Origin of the sequence: Gordonia sp. p3-SID1431 (assembly GCF_025143765.1) — a bacterium.
In the GTDB taxonomy this organism is placed as follows: Bacteria; Actinomycetota; Actinomycetes; order Mycobacteriales; family Mycobacteriaceae; genus Gordonia; species Gordonia hongkongensis.
Genome location: NZ_JAMBDT010000041.1, coordinates 1 through 14,234 on the forward strand (window position 1 = coordinate 1; position 14,234 = coordinate 14,234).

Sequence of the window (14,234 nt, forward strand, 5' to 3'; positions counted from 1 at the left end):
GGCGGGATCGCGGGGATCGGTCATGGTCGGTGGTCGGTTCCTCTCTCGTGAAACACGCACCCGGTGACCCAAGCACTCACCGAAGACGAACGGATGATTCCGGCTGGGTATTCCCGAGCTGCCAGGGAGTTCACACCGACCTCCCGGGACGTGTCCCAACCGGAACAGCTCTCACCCTCTCCTATCGGAGTGTGGCCGCCGTATGAGGCGCCTGAGTGTTGCCTGAGGATGCATCGGCGGTCTCGCCGCGAGCGGATTCGCCCAGGTCTGGCGTGCCGGATCGGGTTCCGTCGCGGGCCGGACTAACCTCGACGCGTGACCGAGTCAACGCCGTCTACACGCCCCGACCTGATCGCCTACGCCGAGTCGGCCATCGTCGAGGACGACGCCGTCATCGCCGCCCGCGCTCGCGCCGAGGAGCTCGGCGCGACACCGGTCAGCCCGGCGGTCGGCGCGCTACTGGCTCTGCTGGCCCGCGCGGCCGATGCGCGCGCCGTCGTGGAGATCGGGACCGGCACCGGGGTGAGCGGCCTCTGGCTGCTCAACGGCATGTCGGCCGACGGCGTGCTGACCACGATCGATCCCGAGCCCGAACACCACCGGGCCGCACGGGCGTCGTTCGCCGGCGCCGACATCGCCCCCGGCCGCACCCGGCTCATCAACGGCACGCCGGTCGAGGTGCTGCCGCGGTTGTCCGACGCATCCTATGACCTGGTCTTCGTGGACGGACCACTGCTGGACCTGCCTCGGTTCGTACGCGAGGCCGTCCGGATGTTGCGACCGGGAGGTGTCGTGGTCGTCCACAACGCGACCGCGCACGGAACGGTCGGCGACCCGGCCCGCACCGAACCGCCGACGGCGGCGGCCCGTGAGGCGGCCCTGCTGATCGCCGACGACGAGCAGCTGCTTCCCGTGGTCATCCCGCTCGGGCCCGGCGTGCTCGCCGCCGCGAAGATCCGCTAGGCGGCCGCCCCGACCGGACTAGACGTCCGTCGAGAACCGGATCCCGTTGTCGGGGATCTCGATTCCCGGCCACACCCGGGCGCCGCGCAGCAACTCGCAGCGGGCGCCGATGTCGGCGCCGTCGCCGATGACCGTGTCCCGGACCAGTGCACGCGGCCCGATGCGGGCACCGAAGCCGATGATCGACCGTTCCACGACCGCGCCGGCCTCGATCACGGCACCGTCGAAGACGACCGCGCCGTCGAGACGGGCGCGCGGGCCGACCTCGGCGCCACGGCCGACCACCGTGCCGCCGATCAGGAGGGCACCCGGGCCCACTCCCGCGCCTTCGTGCACGAGGGACTCGCCGCGACGGTCCCCCAGGGCGGGCGACGGCGCGATTCCGCGGACGAGGTCGGCCGAGCCGCGGACGAAGTCCTCGGGCGTACCCATGTCCCGCCAGTACGCGTGATCGACGTGTGCGTGGACGTGACTGCCCTCGGCGAGCAGCCGGGGGAACACCTCACGCTCGACCGACACCGGCAGGCCGGCCGGGATGGATTCGATGACCTCGCGCTTGAACACATAGGTGCCGGCATTGATCTGGTCGGTCGGCGGGTCCTGGGTCTTCTCCAGGAACGCGGTGACCCGGCCGTCGGCGTCGGTCGGGACGCAGCCGAACGCGCGGGGGTCGCTGACCCGCACGAGGTGGATGGTGACGTCGGCGTCGGCGGCGCGGTGACTGTCGATGACGTCGCCGACATCGGTGCCGCCGAGCACGTCGCCGTTGAAGACCACGATCGTGTTCGCGGTCAGTTCGTCGAGGACGTTGCGGATACCGCCGCCGGTGCCCAGCGGCTCGTCCTCGGTGACATAGCGCATGCGCAGGCCCAGCTTCGAACCGTCGCCGTAGTACTCGCTGAAGACCTCGGCCTTGAATGAGGTGCTGAGCACGATGTCGCGGATACCGGCCGCCCGGATACGGGACAGCAGATGGGTCAGGAACGGCAGCCCAGCGGTGGGCAGCATCGGTTTCGGCGCCGACAGGGTGAGTGGGCGCAGGCGGGTTCCCTTCCCGCCGACGAGGACGACGGCCTCGACGTCCTCCCTGATGTTGTCCGATCCCCCCACGGACGGTCTTTCCACCGACTCACGCACGGTGTAGTTGTCCACTGGATCGGGTCCTTCCTCGAGGTGACTGGTGTTCACTTCAGCATTCATCGGGAGCTCTCGCTCGCCGACGCGCGTCGCGCCGCGCGCACGGCGAGCCGGGATCGGACCTCCAGGCCGATGCGCAACGCCAGGCGCAGCGGCGCCCGCCACGGTCCCGGATTGCGGTCGGCCTGGAACCGGTAGGCGCTGTGGTGGTGGGCGGGCAGCATCTTCTCCGGATGCCGGCCGGCGCTGTGCCCCTTGGTGTGCACGACCTCCGCGCTCGGCACATAGACGTTCTGCCACCCGGCCTTGCCGAGGCGGTCGCCGAGATCGACGTCCTCCATGTACATGAAGTAGCGGGCGTCGAAGCCGCCGATGGCGTCGAAGGCCTCGCGCCGCACGAGCAGGCACGAGCCCGACAGCCACCCCACCGGACGTTCCGACGGTGTCTCGTCGTCCGCGCGGTAGGCCGCGGTCCACGGATTGGACTTCCACACCGTGCCGAGGATCGCGTGTCCGGTGCCCGACACGAGGTCGGGAACGCGCCGCGCCGAGGGGTAGATCGAGCCGTCCGGTTCGCGGATCAGCGGGCCGAGCGAACCCGCTCGCGGCCAGCGCTGCGCGGCGGCCATCAGCTCGTCGATGGCACCGGGCTTCCACTCGACATCCGGATTGGAGATGAGCACGAATTCGACATCCGGGTCGAGTTCGGCGACACCGCGGTTCATCGCACCGCCGTAGCCGATGTTGCCGCCGGTGCGGACCAGCGTGACCGTGTCGTACTCCTGCTCGGCCCGCTCGGGCGCGCCGTCGTCGGACCCGTTGTCGGCGATGATGACCTGCGGCATGACGTCGGTGACCGCGTCGAGGCTACGCAGGAAGGTCACGAGGTGATCGCCGGAGAAATAGGTCACCGTCACCACGGCTGGCTGAACTGGCACGCCGCTCAGGGTAACGAACCGGGGTCGGCGTCCGACGCGGCGATCGCCGCGTGCAGCGCGGGTCGCCACGGCCGGAGCGGGGTGAGGCCGGCGGCCTCCCAGGAGTGGCCGGAGAGCACCGAGAACGCCGGCCGCGGGGCCGGGCGCGGGAACTCGGCGGTCGTCGTGGGCAGGACCCGGTCGGGCTGCGCCCCGACCTCTTCGAAGACCCCGCGGGCGACGTCGAACCAGGTGGCCGTGCCCGAGTTCGTCGCATGCAGGACCGCGCCACAGACCTCGTCGCGGGGGCCCGCGACGACGAGTTCCCAGAGCCCGTCGGCGAGGTCGTACGAGTAGGTCGGGGACCCGAGCTGGTCGTCGACGACCGACACCGTCTCCCGCGACTGTTCGAGCCGCCGCATCGTGCCGACGAAGTCGCGGCTGTCGGGCCCGCCGGTGTAGACCCATGCCGTCCGCACGACGGTGGCCCGCGGATCCGCCGACAGTGCGGCGCGTTCGCCGTCGAGTTTGGTGCGGCCGTACACGGTCGCGGGCGTTCCGCTCACGTCGTCGGGTTCGTATCCGTTCCGCTCGACCGGCCGGGAACCCTCCGCGGCGGCACCGGGGAACACGTAGTCGGTCGACACGTGCACCAACCACGCGCCGGCGTCGGCGGTCCGGCGCGCGAGCACCTCGGGCCCGGTGGTGTTGACCCGCCGCGAGCCTTCCGCGTCGGCCTCGGCTCCGTCGACGTCGGTGTAGGCCGCGCAGTTCACCACGATGTCGTCGGGGCCGAGGTCGCCCAGCGCGGCGGCCACCGAGGTCGGGTCGGCGATGTCGACGTCGGCTGAGGTGAGCGGCCGCACGACGACGTCGGGAACCTCGCTCGACCGTGCTTGCAGGGCAGTCCCCAGCTGCCCGCCGGCGCCGACGATGTACACGGTGGGGTTGCTCGGCGTCACACGCATGAACACCATCGTGCCGGAGTCCGGCGGTACCCACGCGGCGACGCGCTCGCCGGCACACGTGACGACGGCTACTCACACGACCGGCGTTGCGTTCTCGAATTCGCGAATCACTTCAGTAGCCTGGCGACAGCACACAACAGCCGACCCGCCTTGCACATCAGTATCGACATCCTCAGGCGTAACGCGCGCCGCGTCGACCCCGGACCCGATGTGCCGACCTCGAAAGGGACCGCTCACCAGTGGATTCACCATCCGACGGCCCGCGTCGGCGCGCGCAGCCGCGCCGTCCGGCACGGCCGGGTCCGGACGGGCGTCAGCCGATGCCCGGCGATCGGCGCGCCCCGGAGCCCGGTGCGCGCAGGCGCCCGGCCCGGCCCCCGTACGACGGTGGACCAGATGGACGCGAATCCCCGCGCCGCGCCGCTCCGCTCCCCGGTGAACCGGGCAATCCCCCACCCCGAGCGCGACGCCAGCCCCCGCCGGACCCGCGACGTCGCGCTGCCGATCCACGCGAACCCCGCGACCCCCGGCGTCGGCCGGCCGCCGACCCCCGCAACTCCGAACGTCGCGCCCCCGGCGGTCGACGAGCCACGCCAGAAGCCGTGGAACCCACCCCGACCCGGCAGCGCCGCCCCGGCGAGCCGCGGCCCGTCCGACGCACCTCCGGCGAGATCCACACCCGCCCGGCCCCGGCCGCCAAACGGGCCTCCGAGCGGAAGCCGGGCGACCCCAAGACGAGCCCGCGGAAGCCGACCGCACGCCAGTCCGCCGACCCGAAGCCGACCGGACCCAAGCAGACCGGACCGAAACAGACCGGACCAAAGTCCGGCGACCGGCGCACGGCGGCGACGTCGTCGTCGACACCGGAACCACCGTCGCAGCCGCCGGCGGACAGCCGACGCAAAGGTGCCCGCACCCCGGGGGCCGGCTGGGGTCGTGCGCTCATCGCGGTCGCCTCGGTGGCGGTGCTGTTGTGCACCGGATACGCCTGGAACACGATGTCGGACCTGCAGACCCGCATCACCCAGCTCGGCGGACTCGATCTCGGCGGTGGCGTCGAAGACGGGGCCGTCGACATCCTCCTCGTGGGCACCGATTCGCGGACCGACGCCAAGGGCAATCCGCTGTCGCCGGAGGAACTCCGACTCCTGCGGTCGGGCGACGAGGTCGCGACCAACACCGACACCATCCTGCTGATCCGCATCCCCGACGACGGCTCGTCGGCGACCGCGATCTCGATCCCCCGCGACTCGTATGTCGACGTACCCGGTGTCGGGATGAGCAAGATCAACGCCGCCTACGGCACGACGCGCGAAACCGTTCGCGCGCAAGCGGTCACCGACGGCAAGTCGGAGGGCGAGGCCGAGTCCGAGGGCACCCTGGCGGGCCGGAAGGCGTTGGTGGACACCGTCGCCAACCTGACCGGCGTGCAGGTCGACCACTACGCGGAGGTGGGCCTGCTGGGGTTCGTGCTGCTGACGAACGCGGCCGGCGGCATCGACGTCTGCTTGAACAACGCGGTCCGGGATCCCTTCACGGGCGCGCGGTTCCGCGCCGGCCGTCAGACTCTCGACGGGCCCAAGGCGCTCAGCTTCGTGCGCCAGCGCCACGGCCTCCCCCGCGGCGATCTCGACCGCATCACCCGTCAGCAGGCGTTCATGGCGTCGCTGACGCAGAAGATCATCTCGGCGAACACCCTGACAGATCCGGGCAAGCTGTCGGAGCTGCAGGACGCGGTGTCGCGGTCGGTGGTCATCGACGACGACTGGGACATCATCCGGTTCGCCGAACAGTTGAAGGACCTCAGCGGCGGCCGGGTGAAGTTCGCGACCATCCCGATCGTGACCGAGCAGGGCTGGAGCGAGGACGGTCAGCAGAGCGTCGTCCAGGTGGACCCGCGCGAGGTCCAGGCCTTCACCGGTGACCTGCTGGCACCGAAGCAGACGCAGGGCATCCAGCGCGGCGACTACACGGTCGACGTGGTCAACGCCGGCACCATCGACGGGCTCGCCTCGAACGTCGCGAACATCTTGACCAACAAGGGTTTCCGGGTCGGAGCCACCTCCAGCGGCAAGGCCGACACGAAGGACTCGATCGTGTACGCCAAGGAGAAGAGCGACGCCGCTCGGCTCCTCGCCAAGGATCTCGGCGGCGCCCAGGTCGTCGCCGATCCCGCCCTCGGCGACGATCAATTGAAGGTGGTGCTCACCAACACCTACGCCGGTCCGGGCTCGATCAGCGACACCGGCGACCAGACCGACAACACGCCGGCGAGCGAGCGCGTCGGCAACAAGCGCCCGCCGATCACCGCGGGCAACGAGGGGCCCATGTGCGTGAACTGACTCCGAACACTCTCACCGACGCGATCTTCGCCGCGGTCGCCGATCATTCGCGTCCGCTGCTGACCTACTACGACGACGCGACCGACGAGCGCACCGAGCTCTCGGCGGCGACCCTCGGCAACTGGGCGGCCAAGACCGCGAACTACCTACGCGACGAGATCGGGGTCGCCGAAGGCGATGTCGTCGGGGTCGATCTCCCGGAGCACTGGCAGACGGCCGGCATCCTGCTGGGCGCGCTCTGGGCAGGCGCCGAGGTGCACTTCGACTCCACCGAAGACCCGATGGTCGTGTTCACCAGCCGTGATCGCCTGGACAGCCATCCCGACGTCGACGAGATCGTGGTCGCCTCGCTCGATCCGTTCGCGCTGCCGCTGCGCGACCTGCCGCCCGGCGTCGGCGACTACGGCAGCGTCGTCCGCGTCCACGGCGATCAGTTCTCGTCTCGGTACCCTGCATCGGCCACCCTGGAGGGCGCCCCCATCGGCGAGGTGCTCGACGACGCCCGGGCGACGGCTGAGCGCGAGGGAATCGGACCGGGCGCCCGCGTGGTGTCCACCCGACCGTGGTACTCCGGCGACCGGGTGATCGCTCACCTCCTGGCACCTCTGCTGGCGGGCGGCAGCCTCGTCCACGTCTCCGCGGCCTCACCGGAACGGCTCGCGGCGATCGCCGAGATGGAAAAGGCCACCCTGATCCTGTCGTGAACCCCGCGGGCACGCCGCCGATCGGGCACAGTGGGGACATGCGAATCCCCCGCGTGGTGGCCCGGCTGAACAAGCGAGTGACCAACCCCATCCAGCGACAATGGGCGCCCAGACTGGCTCCGTACGCGATGGTCGAGCACGTCGGACGCAAGTCCGGCAGGCACTACTCCATCCCGGTGATGGCGTGGGTCGACGGCGATCGTCTCACCATCATCCTCACGTACGGGCGGCACACCGATTGGGTCCGAAACGTGCAGGCCGCCGGGACCTTCGGCCTGATCCGCAAGAACCGGCACTACCGGGTGACCGGTCCGCGGGTGGTGCCGTCGGACTCGCCGGACATCGCCCAGGGTGCCCGCATCCCGGCGCGACTCTTCGACTCCGCGCTCCTCGGCACACTGCACGCGGCGTGATCTGATGGCCGACGACCCGCTCGACGACTTCGTCGCCGAGGACGTGACCCTGTACGGGACCACCCGCCGGGTGCATCGCCTCGGCAGTGGTCCCGCCGTCATCGTCATCGCCGAGATGCCGGGGATCAGCCCCAAGGTCGCCGACGTCGCGCGCCGGGTGGCCGGGGCGGGCGCCACCGCGGTGCTGCCGTCGCTGTTCGGCGTCGACGGCCGTGATCCTCGACCCGACAACCTCGGCGCGGTCGGCTCGGCGACGAACATGCTCGGCACCATCGCCCGGGCCTGCATCACCCGCGAGTTCACGATCCTGGCCACCGGCAAGACGTCACCGGTCGCGTCGTGGCTGCGGGCGTTGGCCGCCCGCGAACACGACCGGTGCGGCGGCCCCGGGGTCGGTGCCGTCGGGATGTGTTTCACCGGCGGGTTCGCACTCGCGATGGCCACCGACGAGCGGATGCTCGCCCCGGTGCTGTCCCAGCCCTCATTGCCGTTCGCGGTGTTGCCGGGACGCGCGCGGGCCATCGACGTGAGCGAGTCGGATCTCGCTCTGGTGCAAGCGCGGTGCGCACGCGGCCTCGAGGTGATGGGTCTGCGTTTCCAGGGCGACCGCCTCGTGCCGGGAGCCCGATTCGCGTACCTGCGGGAGCTCCTCGGCGATGCCTTCATCGGCATCGAACTACCCGACGAGTCCGCGAACCCGGATTCGATGCTGCCGCGGCCACATTCGGTGCTCACCGAGGACCTCCGCGACGAGCCCGGGCAACCGACCCGCGAGGCCTACGATCGGGTCATCGACTTCTTCACCGCGAAGCTCGGCCTGCAGCCGACGATCTGATCGGCGGAAGTGCTACTCCCCCAGCAGTTCCTGCTGGAGTGCCGCGTCCTTGTCGAGAACCATCTGTTCGAGCCCCTGCTGGAATTCGACCATCCGGGCGCGCAGGTCGGCGTCGGCGGCGGCGAGGATGCGGACCGCGAGCAGCCCGGCGTTGCGGGCGCCGCCGACCGACACCGTGGCCACCGGGACCCCGGCGGGCATCTGCACGATCGACAGCAGCGAATCCAGTCCGTCGAGATGCCGCAACGGGACCGGTACCCCGATCACCGGCAGCGGGGTCGCCGACGCGACCATGCCCGGAAGATGCGCGGCGCCACCGGCTCCCGCGATGATCACCTCGATGCCGTGGCCCGCCGCCCCTGCCGCGTAGTCGAGCATGCGCTGCGGTGTGCGGTGAGCCGAGACGACGCCCACCTGGAACGGCACGTCGAACTCGGCGAGGGCCTCGGCGGCCGCCTTCATCGTCGGCCAGTCCGAATCACTGCCCATGATCAGGCCCACCCGCGGGCCGTGCGTCTCACTCATGAATGTTCATCCCATCCGTCGGTCCACGTCGCCCGCGACATCCACTGGGCCGCGCGTTCGGCACGCTCCCGTACCGACTCCGGCGAATCCCCTTCGCGCCCGACGATGTTCACATGCCCGATCTTGCGATCGGGTCGCTCGCCCTTGCCGTAGAGATGCACCTTGGCCTCGGGCATCCGGGCCATGAGGTGGTGCAGCCGCTCGTCCATCGACATCGCCGGTGCGTCCGCCGCACCGAGGATGTTGGCCATCACCGTCACCGACGCACTCGGTGCCGTGCTGCCCAGCGGATAGTCGAGGACGGCGCGCAGGTGCTGCTCGAACTGCGAGGTCACCGCGCCGTCCATCGTCCAGTGCCCGCTGTTGTGCGGACGCATCGCCAGCTCGTTGACGACCAGCTCGCCGTCGACGGTCTCGAAGAGTTCCATCGCCATCACACCGACCACACCGAGCTCGTCGGCCAGCCGCAACGCCATCTGCTGTGCCTGCGCGGCGACCTCGTCGTCGAGCCCGGGAGCCGGTGCCAGGACGACCGCGCACTGCCCGTGGCGCTGGATGGTCTCGACCACCGGCCACGCCCCACCCTGGCCGAACGGCGACCGCGCGATCATCGCCGACAACTCTCGTCGCATCGGCACCTTCTGTTCGGCGAGCAGCGCCGGTGCGTCGTCGGGGTACTCGTCGAAGACCGCGAGAGCGTCGTCCGCGCCGTCGACGAGCCACACCCCGCGGCCGTCGTAACCGCCGCGGACCGCCTTGACGACGATGGCCCAGTCGTTGGCCTCGCCGAACTCGATCAGACGAGACCGGGCCGCGGCCCGGTCCCCGGACAGGTCGGCGAAGTCGGGCACGGGCAGGCCGAGCTCGGCCAGCCGGAACCGCATGGCGAGCTTGTCCTGCGCGAAATGCAGCGCCTTCGACGGCGGCAGCACCGCGACGCCGTCGGCTTCGAGTGCCTGCAGGTGCGCCAGCGGGACACCCTCGTGGTCAAAGGTCACCGCGACCGACCCGGACGCGGCGCGCCGCAGATCGTCGAGGTCGTCGTGCGACCCCAGGACGATGTCGGCGCTCACCTGGGCGGCCGGATCGGATTCCGAGGCCGCCAGTACCCGCAGGCACTGACCCAGCGCGATGGCGGCCTGGTGGGTCATCCGAGCGAGTTGGCCACCGCCGATCATCGTCACGGTCGGCATCCCCGACGCCCGGCCGCCCGGGCGCCCCGACTCAGGGACCGGCGGCACCTGCGACGACGGGGCCACGGCACCGCCGACCTGCTCGCGTGAATTCACGCGCACCATCGTGGCATGTACGCGGCATCATTCGCACAACCGCCCGGCACGTGTCCCGGCGGTTTCGTTTCGTACACTCGGATCTTGTGCCATTGATCGACGAGATGATCGCCCGCCTCCCAGCGCCGGTCCGTCGGCTCGTGATGCGGCACCACGAACTGATCAAGTTCGCGATGGTCGGCGGGACCACCTTCGTCTTCGACCTCGCCATCTTCTACAGCCTGAGCCTCACGGTCCTGGAGACCAAGCCGGTCATCGCCAAGGTCATCGCCGGCGTCCTGGCCACCATCCTGAGCTACATCCTCAATCGCGAGTGGGCGTTCAAGAACCGCGGCGGCCGCGAACGTCACCACGAGGCGATGCTGTTCTTCGCCATCAGCGGTATCGGCGTCATCCTCCAGGCCGCTCCACTGTTCGTCGCCAACAACATCTTCGACATGCGCTCCAACCTCAGCGTGTCCGAGATCGTGGTCATCGACTTCGTGCTCGGCTACATCATCGGCAACCTCATGCAGATGGCGTTCCGGTTCTGGGCACTGCGCAAGTTCGCCTTCCCCGAAGAACAGTTGCGCGGCGGGGACGCCGGATCGACCGACCTGCACCCCTCGCTCGCCGAGCTCAACGATGAGGAACTCGGTCACGCCTGACCCCCGATCGGGGGGGCCGGCCGGAGTTCTCGTCGATCTCGTCGGCGAGTTCGGAGTCGCCCCGGTCGGTGCCGAGCTGATCGCGTCCGGTGACCAGCCGCGCGGGCACGACGATCGCGAACACCGGCGGTCGCCGGACGGTCAGTTCGAGTCGGCCACCGTCGGATTCGATCAGTGCCCGCGCGAGTGACAGGCCGACCCCGCTCCGGCCCGCGCCGGGCCGTCGGCCGGCCGAGAAACCCCGACGGAAGATGTGTGCGGCGATCTCGTCGGCGACCCCGTCACCCTCGTCGGCGACGGTGATGCGCACCAGGTCCCCCGCGGGCAGGGTGCCGACGTGGATCCGGCAGGTCCCGCGGCCGTGCTGCAGGGCATTGTCGACCAGCACACTGACCGCCTCCCGGAGACGACCCGGGTTCGCGGTCAGCGCGTGCGGGACGCCGTCGAAGGTCGCCAGCAGTTCGCGGCCCCTCGCCTCGAAGGCGTGCCGGAAATCCCCGACCAGCGTCGTCAGCATGTCCGACACGTCGACGAACTCGGGCGCGGGTTCGTCGGCCCGGGACGCCTCGACCAGCTCGTCGAGTTCGGCGGCGAGCCGCTCGATCTGATCGAGGGCGGCCTCGGCCTCGGTGACGACCGCGGGGTCATCGTGCAGGGAGAGTTCCTCCAGGCGTAGCTGGATCGCGGTGAGGCGGCTGCGCAGCTGGTGGGAGGCGTCGCCGGCGACCTCCCGCTCGCGCTCGAGGCGCAGGGCGAGTTCGGCGTTCGCGTCGGCCAGTGCACGCGACACCCGATCGAGTTCGGCGATGCCGTACATCTTCCACTGGGTCCGGAAGTCGCCCCGGCCCATGGTCGCGGCCCGATCGGCGAGATCGGTCAGCGGATCGACGATCCGACCCGCGGTGACCGCGGCGACCAGCGTGCCGCCGATGACAGACGCGACGACGATGACGGCCACGATCGAGGCGGCGGTGAACTGGTCGTTGCGCACCTCGTCGCGCGGGATGGACAGGGTCAGCGTCCCGGCTGCGCCGAGCGCGATGGACTCCGAGAGCCGGGGCTCGCTGATGTCCGCCCCGACCACCGTGCGCTGCAGGGTGCCGGTGGGGTCGGGGAAGGTGACGATCAGGCTGCCGTTCGGCGGCAGCAGCAGCTGGAACGCCTCACGGTCGAGGGACTCCGGCGGGATCCGGCCGTCGGCCCCCTCCTGCCGGATCAGTTGGTCTGCGATGACCTTCAGCCGATTGTCGAGGTCCTGATGCGCGTTGTCGGCGACCCACCACCATGCGACGACACTCAGCGGGATGCCCAGCAGCCCACCGACCGCCAGCAGGACGGCGATCATGGTCGTGAGCAGGCGACGGCGCATGAGACGACTAGGGGTCGAACCGGAATCCGACGCCGCGCACGGTCACGATGTGGCGGGGACGGTCGTGGCGGTCGTCGCCGATCTTCCGGCGCAGCCACGAGATGTGCATGTCCAGGGTCTTCGACGACCGCAGGTCGGCCGAACCCCACACCTCGGTGAGGATCTCCTCGCGCGTCACCACCTCGCCCGCGCGTTCCATGAGGAAGCGCAGCAGGTCGAACTCGCGGTTGGCCAGCGTGAGGTCGTGTCCGTTCACCAGGACGCGGCGTGCCCGCGCGTCCAGGCGCAGGGCACCGCCCTCGAGGACGACGTCGCCGGGCTGGCGACGCCGCAGGAGGGCACGCACCCGCGCCAGCAGCTCGGCCAGGCGGAACGGCTTGCCGACGTAGTCGTCGGCGCCGGCGTCGAGGCCGACCACGAAATCCACCTCGTCGGTGCGTGCGGTCAGCATCAGCACCGCGAGCGCGGGTCGCTGGGCACGTACCCGCCGGCACACCTCCAGACCGTCGAGCACCGGTAGCCCGAGGTCGAGGATGAGTAGTTCATAGCGGGTGTCGAGGGCTTTCTCCAGGGCATCCGCCCCGGTCGAGACCACCTCGCAGCCGTAACCCTCACGCGACAGCGCCCGCGCGAGCGGTTCGGCGATCGCGGCGTCGTCCTCGGCGAGCAGCACTGTCGTCATCGGTCGCGGACCCCCCGGTTCTCCCCCCGGTTCTCCGCCCGGTCACCGGGGTGCACGGGACCGTCGGCGGGCTGGTCGTGGGAATCGCGCCGGTGTCCGTCCCACGGATGATCTTCGTCGTCGTGGACGTCGAGCACCTCGTGGTACAGCAGCGCGTGCACCCTCTCCACCTGCGGGATGTCGTCGAAGGACAGCGGTTCGTCGGAGGCCGACTCGATGACCAGCGTGCCGGTGCGCAGCATCCGGTCGACGAGGCCGTGCCGGAACTCGACGGTGTTGATCCGGCGGATCGGGATGTCGATGCCCGACCGGGTGATGATTCCGTTGCGGAACATCACCCGCCGGTCGGTGAGCACGAAATGCGTTGTCTTCCAGGACATCAGCGGGCGGACGAAGTACCAGCAGAAGCCGATGGCCCAGACCGCCGCGACCGCGATGAGCAGCACGGTCTGCGGTGTCGACCGCAACCCCGACGACGTGATGACGCCGAGGAGTACGCCGGCGGCGGCGGTGAGGAGCCCGAACAAGAGGAACGGCCCGAGCAGGCATTTCCAGTGCGGGTGCCGATGGAGGACGACGCGTTCCCCCGACGCCAGGTTCTCCCGCGGATAGGCCATGCGGCTCAGCATAAACGGCCGGGTGCCGCAGTAGACTGCCAATCACGCCGACCGCCGTCCTCGTGCCGTGAGCATGCCAGGGCCCTGACACCAGATCCGACCGACACCAGATCCGACCATCGGCTCCCACGACCGGTCGGGGAGGAGAACGCCATGAGCTACCAGGATCCCCGCGACCCGCGGACCGCGCGCTACGAGTCCGGTTACACACCCGAGTCGCGTGCCTACAGCAGCCAGAACGACCCGTATGCGCGCGATCCATACGCGGCCGATCCCTATGCGGGGGATCCGTACGGGGGCCAGGGCGCCTACGGCCGGCCGGGCCAGCCCGCCAAGCCCCGTCGTGGCCCGGACATCAACCCCGTCACGTTCGCCGGCGGTGTGGTCATGACCGGCGTGGTGACCGGTCTCGCGGCATGGCTCGTCGCCTGGATCATCTCCGCATTCGTGGAGAAGGTGAACGAGTCGGGCAAGTTCGGCGTGTGGAACCCGGTCGCCGCCAGCGAGCTCTGGTTCGGCGTCGTCGGCTTCCTGTGCGCGCTTGCCGCGGGTGCGCTCTGGTACGTGCTGCACCTCATCACGCCGTCACCCGATCAGTTCTACCGGTGGATCGTCGGCCTGCTGCTGGTGGCGGCCGTGCTGATCCCGATCCTGACCTACAACCAGATCTCGGTGGGCATCGAGACCGCGATCGTGCATCTGGTGATCGGTCTGCCCTCGCTGACGATCATCCCGGCGATGGCCGGCAAGAGCGTCCAGCGCTAGTCACACCGCCCGACTCCACGCTGGCTGAGCCGGCGAGGTGCGGAGTGTCCCCCGCCGGCTG

15 protein-coding genes are annotated in these 14,234 nt (G+C 70.3%); 7 read left to right on the forward strand and 8 right to left on the reverse strand.

Features of this window, described 5'->3' with window-relative positions; translation table 11 throughout:
- The first annotated feature begins 315 nt into the window (after window positions 1-315).
- Window positions 316-963, forward strand: a complete 648-nt coding sequence (locus tag M4D77_RS12305; RefSeq protein WP_055475035.1) for an O-methyltransferase — start codon at window positions 316-318, stop codon at window positions 961-963.
- An 18-nt stretch (window positions 964-981) separates the two neighbouring features.
- On the opposite strand, the gene M4D77_RS12310 is transcribed toward M4D77_RS12305, so the two are convergent.
- From M4D77_RS12310 to rfbD, 3 genes are read right to left on the reverse strand one after another with little or no spacing between them, the layout of a single operon-like run.
- Complete coding sequence (locus tag M4D77_RS12310; protein ID WP_065632800.1) at window positions 982-2,115, reverse strand: sugar phosphate nucleotidyltransferase; 1,134 nt, start codon at window positions 2,113-2,115, stop codon at window positions 982-984.
- Between the two features lie 44 nt (window positions 2,116-2,159).
- Complete coding sequence (locus tag M4D77_RS12315) at window positions 2,160-3,038, reverse strand: glycosyltransferase family 2 protein (protein ID WP_189340022.1); 879 nt, start codon at window positions 3,036-3,038, stop codon at window positions 2,160-2,162.
- Window positions 3,039-3,043: 5 nt separating this feature from the next.
- Window positions 3,044-3,994 carry a dTDP-4-dehydrorhamnose reductase gene (rfbD, locus tag M4D77_RS12320; RefSeq protein ID WP_226512978.1) on the reverse strand — a complete coding sequence of 317 codons (951 nt, stop codon included), beginning with the start codon at window positions 3,992-3,994 and terminating at the stop codon, window positions 3,044-3,046.
- A gap of 593 nt (window positions 3,995-4,587) precedes the next feature.
- Here rfbD and M4D77_RS12325 point away from each other — a divergent pair.
- The 4 genes from M4D77_RS12325 to M4D77_RS12340 are packed head-to-tail and all read left to right on the forward strand — an operon-like array spanning window position 4,588 to window position 8,279.
- Window positions 4,588-6,327, forward strand: coding sequence for an LCP family protein (locus M4D77_RS12325; RefSeq protein ID WP_259936321.1), 1,740 nt, complete (start codon window positions 4,588-4,590; stop codon window positions 6,325-6,327).
- Window positions 6,315-7,031, forward strand: coding sequence for a TIGR03089 family protein (locus M4D77_RS12330; protein ID WP_259936322.1), 717 nt, complete (start codon window positions 6,315-6,317; stop codon window positions 7,029-7,031). The genes M4D77_RS12325 and M4D77_RS12330 overlap by 13 nt, the downstream gene beginning before the upstream one ends.
- A 38-nt stretch (window positions 7,032-7,069) precedes the next feature.
- On the forward strand, window positions 7,070-7,444 hold the full coding sequence (locus tag M4D77_RS12335; protein ID WP_055475041.1) for a nitroreductase family deazaflavin-dependent oxidoreductase: 375 nt from the start codon (window positions 7,070-7,072) through the stop codon (window positions 7,442-7,444).
- Window positions 7,445-7,448: 4 nt separating this feature from the next.
- Window positions 7,449-8,279: a dienelactone hydrolase family protein gene (locus tag M4D77_RS12340; protein ID WP_078112028.1), complete on the forward strand. Its 831-nt coding sequence runs from the start codon at window positions 7,449-7,451 to the stop codon at window positions 8,277-8,279.
- Between the two features lie 12 nt (window positions 8,280-8,291).
- On the opposite strand, the gene purE is transcribed toward M4D77_RS12340, so the two are convergent.
- Both purE and M4D77_RS12350 read right to left on the reverse strand, forming a co-directional pair.
- Window positions 8,292-8,804: a 5-(carboxyamino)imidazole ribonucleotide mutase gene (gene purE, locus M4D77_RS12345; RefSeq protein WP_055475043.1), complete on the reverse strand. Its 513-nt coding sequence runs from the start codon at window positions 8,802-8,804 to the stop codon at window positions 8,292-8,294.
- Window positions 8,801-9,997: a 5-(carboxyamino)imidazole ribonucleotide synthase gene (locus tag M4D77_RS12350; protein ID WP_311199318.1), complete on the reverse strand. Its 1,197-nt coding sequence runs from the start codon at window positions 9,995-9,997 to the stop codon at window positions 8,801-8,803. The genes purE and M4D77_RS12350 overlap by 4 nt, the downstream gene beginning before the upstream one ends.
- A gap of 182 nt (window positions 9,998-10,179) precedes the next feature.
- On the opposite strand from M4D77_RS12350, the gene M4D77_RS12355 reads away from it, so the two are divergent.
- On the forward strand, window positions 10,180-10,740 hold the full coding sequence (locus tag M4D77_RS12355; RefSeq protein WP_197282748.1) for a GtrA family protein: 561 nt from the start codon (window positions 10,180-10,182) through the stop codon (window positions 10,738-10,740).
- Here M4D77_RS12355 and M4D77_RS12360 read toward each other — a convergent pair.
- From M4D77_RS12360 to M4D77_RS12370, 3 genes are read right to left on the reverse strand one after another with little or no spacing between them, the layout of a single operon-like run.
- Window positions 10,712-12,109: a sensor histidine kinase KdpD gene (locus M4D77_RS12360; protein WP_259936324.1), complete on the reverse strand. Its 1,398-nt coding sequence runs from the start codon at window positions 12,107-12,109 to the stop codon at window positions 10,712-10,714. The two genes, M4D77_RS12355 and M4D77_RS12360, sit on opposite strands and share 29 nt — an antisense overlap.
- 7 nt (window positions 12,110-12,116) lie before the next feature.
- Complete coding sequence (locus tag M4D77_RS12365) at window positions 12,117-12,791, reverse strand: response regulator transcription factor (protein WP_004572230.1); 675 nt, start codon at window positions 12,789-12,791, stop codon at window positions 12,117-12,119.
- Window positions 12,788-13,420: a PH domain-containing protein gene (locus M4D77_RS12370; protein WP_259936325.1), complete on the reverse strand. Its 633-nt coding sequence runs from the start codon at window positions 13,418-13,420 to the stop codon at window positions 12,788-12,790. Before M4D77_RS12370 ends, M4D77_RS12365 begins: the two co-directional genes overlap by 4 nt.
- Window positions 13,421-13,561: 141 nt before the next feature.
- Here M4D77_RS12370 and M4D77_RS12375 point away from each other — a divergent pair, with 141 nt between their 5' ends.
- Complete coding sequence (locus M4D77_RS12375; RefSeq protein WP_259936326.1) at window positions 13,562-14,173, forward strand: hypothetical protein; 612 nt, start codon at window positions 13,562-13,564, stop codon at window positions 14,171-14,173.
- Window positions 14,174-14,234: the final 61 nt, after the last annotated feature.